Origin of the sequence: Pseudoalteromonas sp. APC 3358 (assembly GCF_030408075.1) — a bacterium.
Lineage (GTDB): Bacteria > Pseudomonadota > Gammaproteobacteria > Enterobacterales > Alteromonadaceae > Pseudoalteromonas > Pseudoalteromonas arctica.
Genome location: NZ_JASDCE010000001.1, coordinates 417,228 through 432,748, shown reverse-complemented (window position 1 = coordinate 432,748; position 15,521 = coordinate 417,228). Strand labels below are relative to the sequence as shown.

The 15,521-nt window shown below is 39.4% G+C and carries 13 protein-coding genes; 10 read left to right on the top strand and 3 right to left on the bottom strand.

The features are described from left to right. Nucleotides 1–114 precede the first annotated feature (114 nt). Entirely contained in the window at nucleotides 115–225 is a 111-nt protein-coding gene (locus QL995_RS01915; protein ID WP_290292143.1) for a hypothetical protein, read from the top strand. Nucleotides 226–365: 140 nt separating this feature from the next. Here QL995_RS01915 and QL995_RS01910 read toward each other — a convergent pair whose 3' ends face one another. After that, the gene (locus QL995_RS01910) at nucleotides 366–890 is read right to left on the bottom strand and encodes a hypothetical protein (RefSeq protein WP_007583632.1); all 525 of its coding nucleotides are present in this window, start codon (nucleotides 888–890) and stop codon (nucleotides 366–368) included. A 149-nt stretch (nucleotides 891–1,039) separates the two neighbouring features. Here QL995_RS01910 and QL995_RS01905 point away from each other — a divergent pair, with 149 nt between their 5' ends. From QL995_RS01905 to QL995_RS01895, 3 genes are all read left to right on the top strand, one after another. Further along, nucleotides 1,040–5,062: a rhombosortase-dependent M36 family metallopeptidase gene (locus QL995_RS01905; RefSeq protein WP_165726756.1), complete on the top strand. Its 4,023-nt coding sequence runs from the start codon at nucleotides 1,040–1,042 to the stop codon at nucleotides 5,060–5,062. A 459-nt stretch (nucleotides 5,063–5,521) separates the two neighbouring features. Next, nucleotides 5,522–7,045 (top strand): sensor domain-containing diguanylate cyclase, encoded by a 1,524-nt coding sequence (locus QL995_RS01900; RefSeq protein WP_290292137.1) that lies wholly within the window; start codon nucleotides 5,522–5,524, stop codon nucleotides 7,043–7,045. Between the two features lie 322 nt (nucleotides 7,046–7,367). Further along, nucleotides 7,368–7,556 carry a hypothetical protein gene (locus tag QL995_RS01895; protein ID WP_024592714.1) on the top strand — a complete coding sequence of 63 codons (189 nt, stop codon included), beginning with the start codon at nucleotides 7,368–7,370 and terminating at the stop codon, nucleotides 7,554–7,556. Between the two features lie 179 nt (nucleotides 7,557–7,735). Here the strand turns inward: QL995_RS01895 and QL995_RS01890 are convergent, their stop codons facing one another. After that, nucleotides 7,736–9,829 (bottom strand): TonB-dependent hemoglobin/transferrin/lactoferrin family receptor, encoded by a 2,094-nt coding sequence (locus QL995_RS01890; protein ID WP_290292132.1) that lies wholly within the window; start codon nucleotides 9,827–9,829, stop codon nucleotides 7,736–7,738. A 140-nt stretch (nucleotides 9,830–9,969) separates the two neighbouring features. On the opposite strand from QL995_RS01890, the gene QL995_RS01885 reads away from it, so the two are divergent. Genes QL995_RS01885 through QL995_RS01870 form a run of 4 tightly spaced genes read left to right on the top strand, consistent with a single transcriptional unit; the run spans nucleotide 9,970 to nucleotide 13,329 of the window. Beyond that, on the top strand, nucleotides 9,970–10,779 hold the full coding sequence (locus QL995_RS01885; RefSeq protein WP_290292129.1) for an ABC transporter substrate-binding protein: 810 nt from the start codon (nucleotides 9,970–9,972) through the stop codon (nucleotides 10,777–10,779). Further along, nucleotides 10,776–11,828: an iron ABC transporter permease gene (locus tag QL995_RS01880; RefSeq protein WP_165726752.1), complete on the top strand. Its 1,053-nt coding sequence runs from the start codon at nucleotides 10,776–10,778 to the stop codon at nucleotides 11,826–11,828. Before QL995_RS01885 ends, QL995_RS01880 begins: the two co-directional genes overlap by 4 nt. Next, a complete protein-coding gene (locus QL995_RS01875) occupies nucleotides 11,825–12,613 on the top strand; it encodes a heme ABC transporter ATP-binding protein (protein ID WP_290292126.1) in 789 nt (262 codons plus the stop codon). The genes QL995_RS01880 and QL995_RS01875 overlap by 4 nt, the downstream gene beginning before the upstream one ends. Beyond that, nucleotides 12,610–13,329, top strand: coding sequence for a DUF2470 domain-containing protein (locus QL995_RS01870; protein WP_290292124.1), 720 nt, complete (start codon nucleotides 12,610–12,612; stop codon nucleotides 13,327–13,329). The genes QL995_RS01875 and QL995_RS01870 overlap by 4 nt, the downstream gene beginning before the upstream one ends. Before the next feature lie 66 nt (nucleotides 13,330–13,395). On the opposite strand, the gene QL995_RS01865 is transcribed toward QL995_RS01870, so the two are convergent. Then, a complete protein-coding gene (locus QL995_RS01865; RefSeq protein ID WP_290292121.1) occupies nucleotides 13,396–14,328 on the bottom strand; it encodes a ChaN family lipoprotein in 933 nt (310 codons plus the stop codon). Between the two features lie 277 nt (nucleotides 14,329–14,605). Between QL995_RS01865 and QL995_RS01860 the strand changes: the two genes are divergently transcribed. Continuing rightward, nucleotides 14,606–14,866, top strand: coding sequence for a hypothetical protein (locus QL995_RS01860; RefSeq protein WP_290292117.1), 261 nt, complete (start codon nucleotides 14,606–14,608; stop codon nucleotides 14,864–14,866). Between the two features lie 186 nt (nucleotides 14,867–15,052). Beyond that, entirely contained in the window at nucleotides 15,053–15,433 is a 381-nt protein-coding gene (locus tag QL995_RS01855) for a hypothetical protein (RefSeq protein WP_290292115.1), read from the top strand. Nucleotides 15,434–15,521: the final 88 nt, after the last annotated feature.

The window sequence follows — 15,521 nt, the reverse complement described above, 5'->3', positions numbered from 1 at the left end:
CTAAAAATAACTATGCCTACGCTAATAAACTAGCATCAACAACTTATACTCTTTAGAATCAGCAATGCAACAACCTGCCTATTCAACTAAAAATCATCTTGAAAAGACAATATTGTGGCGCGTTTAGGTAGAGAAGAATTTGTATTTTTTTTACCTAATAAGAACAGCAAAGTGCGCAAAATAGCAGAGCGATTACGTCAAACCGTTGAGTCTATAAATACGTAAACTATTGGATTTATAATAATTCCTATTGGCATTGCAACTTGGTCTGAGCATAGTAACGAAATAGACCAAGTTTACAAATGTGCTGACAAAGTACTTTACCATGTTAATAAGTATGGTAGTTGTAAGTGCATTGTTGCTGATTAAAAATGTGTTTCGATAGGTGAGTAATCAATTGCAACTTCTACATTGCTCACTGAGCTATAGTTGTTTAGATCTTTAGATAATCCTGCAATATCAACATCCTTTTCAACAAGTAATGTGTAATTGTGAGCTGTCGACTTAACTAACTCATAATTATTTTTTAACTCATCAGGCAAAGAATCGGTATTTAATGTAATGGTAAGAGTACCTGTTACTACACCTTTTTGCTTTAAGTTCTGATTATAAATAACGTCGCCTTTAAATAACTGCTCAGAGTTAAAAATAAGCTTATCACCCGATGAATTTATGCTTTTAGATGCTTTTTTCATAATACCTTGACTGCTTTCTTTTTTAGGGAAAATAGTGTCAGTTTTCTGGTTCTTAGATGGTTCTTTTATAATGATTTCTGCTGTTTTAGGTAGCGCCTGAGAGTTGTTAACCTCTGTTTTTTCACTGTTATTACATGCAGATAGTAATAAAGCTGCAATTATTGGCACTGAACTTGTAAAAATTATTTTTTGCATTCGTTTACCTTTGTTTACTTTTCTCTAAATTTAAAGCTATTCAGCTTCATTCAAGTATGTATATTAACAACTTAACTATGCGTTTACATAAAATAATCAATTAAAAAACATTAAGTGTTTTAATACAATAAATACAAACAGGTGGATACATGTCTCAATTTAAATTAACAACTATTGCCATGGTTGTAGCATCAACATTAGCAGCAGGTGAGCTAACCGCCGCTGAACAAACTCGATTTTATGATGTAAGTGCTACAAATGCAGTTACTCAGGGTACTTCTTTAGCTGCTGTTCAGCAGAGAACCTTAGCCGAACGCGCCACTGTATCGGGTCAAAAATCTATTTACGATGCACAAATGGGTAAAGCAACATTTTTATGGCAAGCAATAGGTCAGCGTAAGCCTGACATGGCTTTAATCGCAGCTGATAACCGTAATCAATATGCTGCTGACTTTTATATTGAAACTTTAACAGGTATTAGTAATCGTAAAACAACAGCATCTTCTGCTGTTATGGTTGATTTATCAGAGCAAAAACGTGGTTCTATTAGTGCTAAATATAAACAACAAGTAAACGGTGTAGAAGTTTTTAACCGCGAATACAACTTGTTAATGGATAAAGAGTACAACCTAGTAGCAAGCTCGGGTTATTTTGCTGATACGTCGTCATCTAAAAATAAACTTGCTGCATTAACGGGTTTTGTAAGCTCTGAGCAAAGTATAAAAAAAGCATTTAGTGAATTAGCAAATATTGATGTCTCACTTCGTAAAATTGGTAATGAAGGTGGATATGCAAAATATGAGGCTAAATCATTAGATGACTCTAAGATTGTTTTAGGTACACCACGTGCAAAAGAAGTGTTTTTTGAAGTTGCAGGCGAGCTTAAATCTGCTTACTACATTGAAGTAGAAGTAGCAGAAGTTGGCTCTTTAGAAAGTGACTACTTTAGTTATGTAGTAGATTCGAATAACAGCAAAGTATATTTTGCGAAAGATTTGAAATCTCATGCAGCTGACTTTAATTACCGTGTTTACGCTAACCAAGATGGCTACCCAATGGAAAGCCCGCACGGTGACGTAATTCCTGCAGATGGCCCAGGGCAAGTAGACGAGACTGAGATTTTAGACGCGCCAATGGTATCTCTATCTTACTACAGTAAACTAAGCACAATGGACCCATGGTTAGCTGATGATGCAACGACAACATCAGGTAATAACGTATTTGCTTACGCAGATGTGGTTGCACCTCAAGACTTTAGTGAAGGTGACTTTACTGCTGAAACAACAGCAGACTTCACATTTGACTACCCTTATAAAGTAGATGAAGTTGCAAATAGCTACGCAAACCGTAAAGCGGCTATTGTTAACTTGTTTTATATGAATAACTTTTTACATGATTTTTTCTATGATCATGGTTTTGATGAAACGTCAAATGTAGCTCAAGTATCTAACTTTGGTCGTGGCGGCGTAGAAGGTGACCCGATTGAAGCACAGGCTCAAGATAACTCAGGTCGTAATAACGCAAATATGTCTACGCCAGCTGATGGTGCTAGCCCACGTATGCAAATGTACTTGTACAACAGTAAAGATGCCGTTGTTGGTGTAGATTTTGGTATTACTGTAACTTCACATGACTCTTTAGGCCTTTTAGCTTCAACAAAAGAATCTGGCTTTGGTAAATACCAATTCAGTGATGTGGCTGCAGAAGTTGTTCGTTTAGATGATGGAAATACAGTAGATTCAACAAGCGTGAATGATGGTTGTGAGCCTGCTATAAATGCAGCTGAACTAGCGGGTAAAATTGCAATTGTAGACCGTGGCTCATGCTCATTTACAATTAAAGTAAAAAATGCACAAGATGCAGGTGCAATAGCAACTATCGTTGTTAATAATGACCCAGATACGGCAGAACCGGCACCAATGGGCGGTGAAGACGATACTGTAACCATTCCAAATATGGGTTTAAATTACGCTGATGGTCATGCAATGTATGACCTAATTGATGCTCGTGAAGTTGTTACTGTTAACATGTTTACCAAAGCAACATTAAAAGATGGTACGTTTGATAATGGTATTATTGCTCATGAATGGGGTCACTACATTAGTAACCGCTTAGTCGGTAATTCATCAGGCCTTATTAACTTCCAAGGCCGCGCAATGGGCGAAGGCTGGGGCGATTTCCACTCATTAATGTTTATCGCTAAAGAAAGCGATATAAATATCACAGGTAACGATAAGTTCCAAAAAGCATATGGTAGCGGCACATTTGTAGAAGACTTCTACTTCGGTATTCGTCGTCTTCCTTATTCAACTGATACAGATGTAAATGCATTATCGTTCCGACATATTACTGAAAATGCTGGTGCTGATATTGGTATTTCACCAACAAGCGTGGCTTCTCCTCATGCTGCCGGCGAAATTTGGGCAACTGTATTATGGGAAAACTACGTAACGCTTATTAACGAGCATGGCTTTAATGAAGCACAAACTCGAATGGCAGATTACTTAGTTGCAGGTTACAAATTAACACCTATAGCACCAACCTACACTGAAGCACGTGATGCTATTTTAGCTGCTGCCTATGCAGTAGACCCTGCTGATTACAAGTTAATGGTAGGCGCATTTGCTAAACGTGGTATGGGTCTTGGCGCAGTATCGCCAGATCGTTTCAGTGAAGACCTTACTGGTGTAGTTGAATCAGATAAAACACAGCTTTCTAGCTATGCTTTTGCAAGTGCTGACTTAAACAACATGTACAATGGTACAGAGCTTGGTTTTTGTACTAACGACAATATTTTAGATAAAGGCGAAACGAGTACGGTTAGCGTAACAATTACTAACCGTGGTAGTGAAGTACTTAGTGGTACAACAGCACAACTGACAGTTATAAGCGATCATGATGTAACATTTGAAAATGATGGCCTACTTACTTTTGGTGAAGTTCAACCGTACGAAGCAATAACAAGTAACGATATTAAAGTTACTTTGAACGAAGCGGGTACAGCTGAAACACTAGAAATTGAAGTCACATTCCCTGAAATTGAAACGGATGATGATATCGTTGAAGCGCTTGATCAAACACTTACGTTTGAAGTAAATATGGGCTTTAAATCAGAAACGCCTGTTGGAGCTGTAGTTTCAGATGATATGGAAGTAGCAAGTTCATCACTATTAGATTTAAAAGAAAACGTAATGTTTGGTGGTGATTTAGCTGCTGGCACTCAAGTAATGGATAATAGTAGTAATATTGCATTCTTTGAACAAGGTGGCTTTGGGCTAGGCACACAAGCAATGCGCCTTGTAAATAACGGCTTCCAATCGGATGTAGCAGTAGAGAGCAAGTCATTCGAAGTCGGTTACTCTGGCGACTTTGAAATTTCATTCTGGCATTTCTATAGTATCGAGGAAAACTGGGATGGTGGTGTTGTAGAAGTTAGTGTTAATGGTGGTGACTGGGTTGATGCTACTGAAATTGGCGGCACATTTGATGTTGGCTATGACGCTGTTCTAATCGAAAACGATTCTCAAGAGCTTCAAGAACGTGAAACATACACAGGTAATAACGTACAAGATAGTGGCGCGTATGGTAATTATGAAACTATCAACTTTGGTGATGCTCTAAACGGCAACTTAGTAAAGGTACGCTTTAGAATTTCATCAGATGGCGCAGTAAGTGATTTAGGTTGGTGGATTGATAACCTAACTATGTCTAACGTTTTATCTCCTGTATTTTCAGAACTTGTAGCGGGTGATTCACTAGCATGTGATAACGCAGCTCCACTTGTTTTAGTCGAAAGTGCATCAGCGGAAATTACTGAATCTGCTACAGGAACAATTACAGCAACAGCGTCAGATCGCAATGGTCAAACACTAACTTATGCTTGGACTCAGGTTAGCGGTAGTGATGCTACGCTCACTGGTACTGATACAGCAACTTTGAGCTTCACACCTGCAGCTATTACTGCAGATGAAGAGCTTGTTTTTGAAGTTGCCGTAAGTGATGGTGTAACAACTGTGACTCAACAAAGTACTGTAATGGTAAAAAATGAAGCGGTAGCAACAGTGCCTGTAACAGAAGCAAAATCTAGCGGTGGTGGTAGTTTTGGCTTTATAGCTTTATTACTTACTCCATTAGTATGGTTTAATAGACGTCGTAAAAACGTTAGTAAATAAGTTTAAATAACATCCCGTCGTCTCTAAACACATGACGGCTTTAATGAAAGGCCAGTAGCTTTTGCTTCTGGCCTTTTTTATATACTTAGTGTGATGTTTTTAGTCCTGACCTCATATTAACTTTTTCATGGCCATACACTTTGACTTATCTATTAGTCATATTGCCTTTTTATACGACATCAACAACTTATATCTTAAAGCTTAATAAACAACCTCGGTGCGTTCACTTAGTTGGCTAGAGTTTTACTGATTAAAGGATAAAAAATGGCAATGCTGGAATATATTATTTATCACGCCATACCCTAACGCATAGTCGCTAAATTGAACAAACCAACTTAATTAAAAACACTTAAACGGGTATAATACCTAACTTCGTATAATACGCGCTGAATTTGAGTGCTTTGGAATGCAGCTTTGCTATATAAATTACTACCCGCTTTAAATTTAAGATTTCTTATATTGCTACTCGCATTCTCTGCAGCACTGAGCACATTGGTAGGGAGTTTTTATTCTACCTATCAGGTTCAAAAAGAGCAGTTAACATCATATACGCTAAAAAGTAATTTAGCCTATGCACAAAAATTAGCCTCCGCAACTGATAACTTTTTAAAGTCTGCGCTTCAGCAGCTTGAATACTCAGCTAAAATTATCGAGCAATCACCAAATAACTCCAAATTACTAAACGATGAAGCCATTCGTTTAAATCATCAAACGGATAGCTTTAACTCTGTTGTGATTAATTTACATGGCGTAGTTGCAGCGACGTCGCCTCACTTTGAAAGTTTAATAGGCCAACAAATACAGTCTCCAGGAGCAATAGAAGCACTAAAAGAAAAACGCCCATTAATTAGTGAGCCTTATTTATCGGCAGCTGATAATTTAATTGTTTTTATTTCGCACCCGCTATTTGATTCTGAAGATAAGTATTTAGGTTATATTGGGGGCTCTCTTTATTTAAAAGAGAAAAATATTTTAAATGAGCTTTTAGAACAACATTACTACAAAGGTGGTTCGTACCTTTATGTTGTTAGCTCAAATAAACGCATTTTATATCACCCAGAACCTGCCAGAATCGGCAACGTTATTGCTAACAATGCTGTGATTGACGCTGTTATAGATGGCGAAATAGGCACTTCAACGGTTATTAATAGCTTAAATAAGCCGATGCTCGCAGGCTACGCACCCATTACTTTATCTAAATGGGGAATAGTGGCGCAAAGACCATTAGAATCAACGCTCTCTTCGCTAGATACATTAACTATTGAAGTCATTGAACAAACAATACCTATGGCATTAGTCACATTTATTTTTATTGGTTTATTTGCACATTTTATAGCAAGGCCGCTAAAGCGATTAGCCGATAACGCAAATACACTCGATGATCCAAAAAGCTTAGAAAAACTTAAAAGCGTGAAGTCGTGGTATTTTGAAAGTCAAAAACTGAAGTTAGCGATGTTAAGAGAGGTTACTTTATTACAAGCACAAATAGGTGTGCTACGCCATGACTCACAAACAGATCCCTTAACAGATACCCACAACAGAAGAAGCTTAAACGGCCTACTTAACCAGCTTATGCTAAAGCAAACCCCATTCGCTATATTAGAAATTGATATCGACTTTTTTAAACGTGTTAACGATACTTTTGGACATAATAAAGGCGACGAAACTTTAGTTTCGCTAACAAATATAATTAAAAAACTATCAAGAAGAGACGACATAGTATCAAGAATCGGCGGTGAAGAATTTGTTCTTGTGCTACCAAATGAAAACAGCCAAAGTGCCTATAAAATAGCAGAGCGTTTACGTAAAACAGTAGAATCGACAGAAATAAACACCATAGGAACAATCACTATTTCTATAGGTATTGCAACCTGGCCTGAGCATAGTACTGATATTGCCCAAGTATATAAATGTGCCGATAAGGCGCTATACCATGCTAAAGAGCATGGTCGTAACCGATGCGTAGTGGCCGATATTAGCTAACCACAGCTTAACTAAGTAATACTCTGTATTACCTTAAATTGATAAATACTTTACACAGAGTGCATGAGTTTATTAAGCCAGCCATCTGCTTTTGATGGCTTGTAAATCATTGCTATGCCTTTGCTATAGTGACTGTTAACCCCCTTTACAGTTAGTTTAGTAAACCCTAAATCGTCAATAACAAAATTTGGTAAATACGCTAATCCCAAAGCAGTTTTACTACCAAACTAACCTTTTAAAATCCGTTATATGTTGAAAAGCTAACGACAAATAAAACACAAAAAATGCATTTTCATTAGTAAAACTAACGCAGCAACAAGGCTTGGTAATTCATAAAATACAAAGTAAACCAAGCTATGACTCGTTAAGCTTAGTGCCGCTTACTAGGGGGAAGTACAACGGGGAATTAGAGTGCGACAGCGCAATAAATACAACGCTTGCAAGTAAACTAACGGCATGTTTTAAAAACGCCCCCAGCTATTTAGAAACCCAAGACTTTGCGATAAATTAATTTATAAATAACGGCGATTTTGGCTTTAAAAGTGCTGTTTATATAAAGTGTTAATGGGCATTAAGTATGTAGAAGTGTACCTGAATATACTCACCATTAAGTAATTTGACTTGAGTAAATATGTGGCAGGTAAACGCTGCATACCCATGCAGCGTTTATTGCCATTTGTTTAGCCCTAATTAAAACTGATAGCTTACCCTTGCTGAAAAGTTACGCCCAGGTTGGGTGTATTGGCTAAAATCAGCACTTTGCGATTGACCTGCAATCAACTCAAAAGGTACATATTCTTTATCGAGCAAGTTAAGTACACCTACATTTAGCTGCCACGCTTGCCATTCGTAGTTTGCGTATAAATCAACAACGCCGTAGCCATGCCCTTGCGTAGTTTTATCATCGTTTGCATCAAGTACTACATCCGATTGCGATTTAGCTAAACGCAACGCAGCGGTCCAGTTAATATTACCCAGCTCTGTACTTAACAATATTGAGCCATTTAACGGGCTAATACTGGTAAGTGGCTGATCGGTTTCTTTGTTTTCACCATCAACGTAGGCCACATTTGCCTCAAGCAGAATATTTTCAGCGACATACATGGCAATTCCTGCTTCTACACCGCTTATTTGTGTTTCGCTAATATTTTGATATTGATACAAAGTTTTGTTTACATTAGGAATGTACGTTGGCTCAACACCTACTACGGCGGTTTCAATAAAATCATCGAATGCTGCATAAAAAGCACTTAAGTTTACGCTAATATCGCTGCTGGCGTAGCGTAATCCAAGCTCAAACGAGTCACTGCTTTCTGGGTCTAAATCGGCGTTTGGTAATATTTGATAAAACGGCTCAACGCCGTGGCTTTGATAGGCTTGGTCGTGCGGTGGTATTTTAAAGCCTCGTACGTATTGCCCGTACCACGATAAGTTATCATCCACTTGGTATATAACACCTAGCTTAGGCGAAAAAGCAGACTCGGTAATATCGTCAAGCTGCGCATCGGCATATAGCTCATCACTTTTAGCTTCTAGGGTGTAGTAATCATATCGCACACCCGCAATAACCGACCATGCGCTGTTATTAAACGAAATACTGTCTTGCACATAAGCGCCAATTAAAGAGGTATCAGCTCCGGGAAATGCTTTTTGTTTTTGATCGGTAAAATCAACGGTGCCATCGGCTAAAATACGTGTTTTAAAACGAGGGCGGGTGGTGTCGTATAAATCGATATCAATCCCGTATACCACTTCATGATCGGTGGTTTCTCCTTTAAGCCCTTTATTAAATACCGCTTTTAAACCTAAAATATTTTGCTCAAAGCGATAATCGTTATAATCGGTGTAGGTGCTTGCGCCACTAATTGCGCCACTAATTGCGTCACTTTGCTGCTCGTAACTACTATAAGACACTTGCCCGTACCATTTATCAAACGCAACTGTAGCTACCTCTGAATGGTAATCTAGCGCCAGTGACCAACTCGTGTCGTCTTCATCGGTTTCTTGAACCGCGGGGGTTATTACTTGCTCAGTCGTTTGATTAAAATAATCAAGGGTGTATTTAAGTGTGCGTTTTTCATCAAGCTGTTGCTCAAATTTAACTATTAAAGCGTCCGACTTTGCATCATAACCGGGTAAGTTTTCGTCGTAATTTTGAACTTCTTCGCTGTCGCGATGGCTATAAACTGCGCTTACTGCAAAGTCGCCTAAGTCTTTTGCACCGGTAATATCAGCGGCAATTTGGTTACTTTGACCTTGATACCCCAGTGCCATTTTTACATAGCTGTTGTTATCTTTTAGATAATCGCTTGGATCTTTAGTGGTTATAACTACAATGCCACCGAGTGCGTCAGAGCCATATAAAGACGATGCAGCACCTTTGGCTACTTCTACTTGTTTTACGCCTGCTACATCAAAGTAATTGCGGCCAACTAAATAGCCCCCTCCGCCTGCATAACCATCGTTGGTGCGTCGGCCATCTTTTATAAATACAACACGGTTACCACCAACACCACGTACAGTAAGTGTTTGCGCGCCTGCACCACTGCCTGTGGTTGCAATGCTTGAATCGTATTTAAACATGGTTTGTAAATCTACAGCTAGCTGGCGCTCTATATCTTGCTCGGTAATAACAGTAACTGAGCCTGTTACATCTTTAAGCTTTTGCTCAAACCGCGAGCCACTCACAACAATATGATCGTCAATTATGTTTTCGGCAAATGCAGTGCCCGATCCGAGTAATAAGGTTGCTATAGCAGTAAATTTAAATGTAGAGGGGTTCACTTTAACTCCAAATGATAATAGTTATTATTTATGGCGAGAATGTTACAACTAAGTCAAATTAAGATCAATTAATTATGATAATCATTTTCATTTAGATTTAACTAGTTATAATAACCGAAAAATAAAAGCCGGAGTTTGTAATGAAATACCTATTTATATTGTTTGCTTTAGTCGCTCAACCTGCACTTGCACAGGAGCGCGTTATTAGTGCTGGCGGCACCCTTACAGAAATAATTTATGCGCTGGGCAAACAAAGTACCCTCGTAGCAGTTGATCAATCGAGCATGTACCCACAGCAAGCTACGCAATTACCACAAGTGGGTTATTACCGCGATTTAGCGGCAGAAGGCGTGCTTTCTATGCGCCCAACAACCTTGTTAGCGCTTGAAGGCGCAGGGCGAAGCCAAGCACTTAAACAAATTGAGGCAACAGGGGTTAAACTAATTCATTATAAAAAGCCCACCTCAGTTAATGAGCTACTTGAGCTAATTAAACGCCTTGGTACCGATTTAGACGCCAAGCAAAAAGCGCAATCGCTTATTACGCACATTACAGACTCATTACCTGAAAAAGCAAAACAACAAACGCACAGTGCACTATTTTTACTCTCAGCTAATGAGCGCGGGCTTGTTGCCGCAGGGCAAGAAACCGTCCCTAATTTATTATTTAGCTATGCGGGCATTACTAATATAGGCGCTACACATTCAGGCTTTAAAGTAATTAATACCGAAGTACTTGCTGTAAATCAGCCTGACTTTTTAGTTGCGCCAAAGCATGTTGTACAAAGCATTGGCGGCAAGCAGGCTTTTTGTAAGCAACCGAACCTACGCTTATTAAAAGCGGCGCAAAGCTGTAACTTACTTGTAATGGATAGCCTGCTTTCGCTTGGCATGTCGCCACGTATTACCACAGCAATTAATGAGCTTAACGAGTATAAAACCCGCTTATGAATACCCTAACATTGAGCCGCTTTGTGCCCATAACACTTAGCCAAACTCATAAGTGGATGCTATTAGCCTCTGTTTGTATTTTTGCTTTGGCGCTACTAAGCATTGGGTACGGCCCTGCAGGATGGGATTGGCGTTTAGCTATTGCCTGGCTTGCACCCGAGTACTTTAATCAGTTTGATGCGCTGCAAATAAATGTCGTAATGCAAATACGTTTGCCGCGTTTTGTGCTTGCTGTATTAGTAGGGTTGGTACTTGCCCAAACAGGGGCGGCAACCCAAGCGCTTTGCCGTAACCCGTTGGCCGACCCATCTATTATTGGCATTAGTGCAGGTGCGGCAATGGTTGCAGTGGCGTTTATTGCACTTAGCGCGCAGTTTAATTTTAACGCTCAGTTGTATTTACCTTATGCGTCGTTTTTAGGGGCGCTTGGTGTTACCTCACTGGTATATTTTATTGCCAAGCAGCAGGGGCAAATTAATATCACCACACTTATATTGGTAGGAGTCGCTATTAACGCGTTAGCATTCGCTGTTATTGGGCTACTGAGTTTTTTTGCCGACGATAGCGCGCTACGATTAATAAATTATTGGACCATGGGCTCATTAGGCGGAGCAAGCTGGATCACGATTATTCAAGCTGCGCCGTTACTATTTATCAGCCTAATTGGCCTGTGGCGGTTAAAAAACCCCATGAACTTACTCCTTATTGGCGAGTCACAAGCTCAGTACCTAGGAGTAGACACTAATAAGCTTAAATTGTATGTCATTATACTCGTTGCATTAGGGGTAGGTGCGGTTGTAGCGCTTACCGGTTTAATAGGGTTTGTTGGCTTGGTAGTCCCGCATATTGCCCGCTTAATGGTGGGGCCGCATTTACGTAATATGCTGCCGCTTTGTATGCTAATTGGCGTAGTGGTATTGCTACTTTCTGACTGGCTAGCACGCATTGTGATCATGCCATCAGAGCTACCCATTGGCATTATTACTGCGTTATTGGGTGCGCCATTGTTTATTTATTTAATAGTGAAAAATAAGCGAGGTTGGTCATGATCACGTTTAACAACCTAAGCGTTGGCTTTGATAATCACAGCGTTTTAAACGCTATTAATGGCAGCGCTAAACAAGGGCAACTTGTAGCACTACTTGGTGAAAATGGCGCAGGTAAATCTACCTTGCTGCATACCTTAGCAGGTATGCACTCCTTTACAGGCAGTGTACTTTTTAATGCTAAGCCGCTGGCCTTTCACGCTAAAAAACGCCTTGCAACACAGCGCGCAGTCATGATGCAAGCTAACCACGTAGGGTTTGATTTTAATGTATTTGAGCTTATTGCAATGGGCCGCTACCCGTATGTAGAGTCATTAAAAATGCAAAGCGAAAAAGTACATAAATACGCCGCTATTATGGATTTAAACCAGTATTTAAATCGCCGCGTAAGTGCGCTTTCGGGCGGAGAGCAACAACGTGTTCATATGGCACGTACTTTAGCGCAGCTCGATGCCTTTACACAATCGGCCGAGCCAAAACTAATGCTGCTCGATGAGCCTACATCAGCACTTGATATGCGCCACCAACATGCTTTGCTCAGCTGCGTTAAAACCTTTGTAGAGCAGGGAAACAGCGCCATTATTGCAATACACGATCTAAATTTAGCCAGCCTTTATGCAACCGATGCTATTTTACTGCACAGCAAAAAAGTGTTGCAAAGTGGGCCTATAAACACCGTATTAACAGAACAAAACTTACAACAAATGTACGCCATGAAACTGCACGTAAATCCTCATCCTTATAACGATGCACCCATGGTTTTTTCTCAACGTCAGGAGTTTTTATGAGAGAGCAAGCATTAAACGATGCACGCACCTTGGTTTACAAAACCAATGCGGGTGTCATGTCGACTATTTCTAATAATTTACGCGGCTACCCGTTTGGCTCAGTAACCCCCTATATGTGCGACGAACAAGGCCGTATTTACTTTTTTATTAGCGATATAGCCCAGCACACTAAAAATCTAAAGCACGACTCTCGTATGAGCCTAACTGTGTTTGATGCCACCGACAGTGGCGATCAAAACGAGCACGGCCGCGTAACGCTCGTAGGTGATGGCTCTGTTGTGCCAAGTGAGCAAGCACACACTTTACTTGATAACTATATTACCCTATACGCCGAAGCTGCTAGCTATCGCAATGCGCACGACTTTCAATTATGGCAATTAGACGTAATTCGTGTGCGTTACATTGGTGGCTTTGGCAAAATATTTTGGCTTGAGCAAAACGAATGGCAGGATGAGGCAAAAAACTGGGATGAAAACCAGCAGCAAAGCATGATAAGTCATATGAACGACGACCATCAAGATGCTATGTCGCTCATATTAATGCAGCACTACAGCGTAGCTGATAACACCCCAATAATGAGCGGCTTATTACCCACTGGTTTTTATATACAAAGCCAAAAGCGTAATTACTTTATTAACTTTAATACCCAGTGCAACAGCCCGTTAGAGGTTCGTAAAGCGCTGGTTGCGCTAACCAATCAAGCCCGAAATAACTAAACTAAATACATGACGACATAGTTAACCTGAGCCCTGGTTAAGAGATTCACTAACTATGTCGTTATTTTATAAGCAAGCTGTTTGCTCGCCTCGTTTGGCTAACGCTTTAAAAGCGGCTTGCTGATGTTCTTTTTGTACATAACGGGGTGGCAAAGGGTTAACTTGCAACTGATATCCTGTTTGGTTAGCTTGCACACTTGTAACCGGCGATATCCACACAACCTTAAGCTCTGGCGCTAAACGCTTAATAACTCGCGCTATACCTTCGCCATTTTTCACATGAAAATCGCCCGCTATATGCATTACCTGCGCATCTTTATGATTATTTAAATAGTTAACGATAGACTCCCCCATGGTTTCATCCCATGTAACTTGCGCAGCATAATAATTCTCGTTTTGACTCGGCGAGCCGTGGTGCATTGAGGTCATAAAACGTTGCTTGTAATCACTGGGAGACGTATCAATAGCGGCTGCAATATAGCTCTTCTGTGTTTCATCAAGTTTACTTAGGTAACTTATGCCTTGCCTGCCAATACAGGTGACTATATTTTTAGGGGCATTTGCAGCTATTACATCGCTATTGTTCGTTTTTGCCAGCTCTACCAGCGCACGGTAGTCACTTTTGTAGTTAGGCCACGCTTGGGTGTTATCAATTAAGTATTGCTCACCAATTTCACTCTTAACGTACTGGTTTAAAGTGTGCTGATCCGCGCGGCTAAATTGCTCAAGCGACAGCGCAGTGCGTTTATTACTTTTGCTTAATTGCTCAAATAACTCAGTCTGAAATAAATGCACGCCCGGATGTGTATGCAATTCACCTACTAAAACCACATCGGCATTTAATAGCTTGGGCTCTAATAATACAGAGCTAACAGGCTTTGCTTGTGCATTATAAAGCGCAGTGTAATAAAGCGATGAGCTTTTATCAGGCGGCACAGTTGTTGTGCTACAACCACTCAAACCCGTAACTAACGCCAGAGTTAACATAGACTTTTTCATACACACCTTTAAAACACTTTAATGCAAATAATTATCAATATCATATACTTGTAATACCTATTAAGCCAGCCAAACTGCTGCTTACTTACATAATCAAGGAAATGAGCGAAACGCGCATTTATATGCCTTAACTTTGCTTGTAAATATTAAATAGCTTTTGATAGCAATGCCTTAGGTAATTTGTTAAAACTGTATAAAGTAGAAACATGAGCGTGACATCGGCAGAAGTATGCTCGATTCGCGGCCTATAATATTGTTAGATGTTAAATGGAGTTCTATGAAGCATCCACTTTTTAGTGAAAATATGGAAGATGGTTTTAGCCTATTCTTACTAAAATATTCAGAATCAAGAAGCTGTCTCTTATTTGGTACCTCAGCTCTTTTGTTATTTATATTTGCAAGTCAAAACACCAGTTTTATGAGTTTCCTTAATGAACACTGGTTTGGTAACATTCTTAAGATTTTATGTGTAATTGGAGCTTTATTAAGTTGGTTTTCAGCACAAGCACATTCATATAAAATGGACACTTTAAACTAGTAGCTTCCATATTCTTACTTTGGCCCATTAGCTATATATACTTGTTTTATATACATTTAACTAAAAAACCTAACGTAAATATCAAATGAAAAAATTATAGCTGGCTGTTTTTTGTTCCTAAAACCATTTTGGTCAACTATATTTTTCCGTCTATGTAAGCGTTAGGCACTGGAGAAGGTTTAATAGATGGAACCAAATTATTCAGAATATTCTGTTACCGAATTGCAAGAAGCTATTACGTCTATTGATAGGGCTTTGTACCCTGAACGCTTTGAGCTATTAAAAGCCGAACTATTAAATAGAGACGAGGAAGAGCATGATGCTTCTCAATTAGTAAGTCTTTCATCAAAGGACTTACTTATTAAGCTCAGCAATGCATTTTTTGTAATTCCGTTGATGATCTATGTAGGAGTAGATGCACTTAATAGCGGTGAAATACTCCTTAAAGGAGCAGCTATATCAAAAAATGAAAACTTTATATTATTTACATTAAGCGTAATGTTTTGTTTTTTAATCTCAGCGGTACTGACATGTAGCCTGTTTGTGGATAAGAGCAAAAGTTCCTGACAAATACATTATGTCGTTCATAAATTCACTAGGACACAGTTCGATTGGTAGTGTTTTTCTGGAGGTTGATAATATTTTCAACTCAGGG

What these genes read in the sequence shown, in the direction of transcription:
- QL995_RS01910 (WP_007583632.1), bottom strand. Translation starts at nt 890, where the DNA reads ATGCAAAAAATAATTTTTACAAGTTCAGTGCCAATAATTGCAGCTTTA.
- QL995_RS01905 (WP_165726756.1), top strand. Translation starts at nt 1,040, where the DNA reads ATGTCTCAATTTAAATTAACAACTATTGCCATGGTTGTAGCATCAACA.
- QL995_RS01885 (WP_290292129.1), top strand. Translation starts at nt 9,970, where the DNA reads ATGAAATACCTATTTATATTGTTTGCTTTAGTCGCTCAACCTGCACTT.
- QL995_RS01880 (WP_165726752.1), top strand. Translation starts at nt 10,776, where the DNA reads ATGAATACCCTAACATTGAGCCGCTTTGTGCCCATAACACTTAGCCAA.
- QL995_RS01875 (WP_290292126.1), top strand. Translation starts at nt 11,825, where the DNA reads ATGATCACGTTTAACAACCTAAGCGTTGGCTTTGATAATCACAGCGTT.
- QL995_RS01870 (WP_290292124.1), top strand. Translation starts at nt 12,610, where the DNA reads ATGAGAGAGCAAGCATTAAACGATGCACGCACCTTGGTTTACAAAACC.
- QL995_RS01865 (WP_290292121.1), bottom strand. Translation starts at nt 14,328, where the DNA reads ATGAAAAAGTCTATGTTAACTCTGGCGTTAGTTACGGGTTTGAGTGGT.
- QL995_RS01860 (WP_290292117.1), top strand. Translation starts at nt 14,606, where the DNA reads ATGAAGCATCCACTTTTTAGTGAAAATATGGAAGATGGTTTTAGCCTA.
- QL995_RS01855 (WP_290292115.1), top strand. Translation starts at nt 15,053, where the DNA reads ATGGAACCAAATTATTCAGAATATTCTGTTACCGAATTGCAAGAAGCT.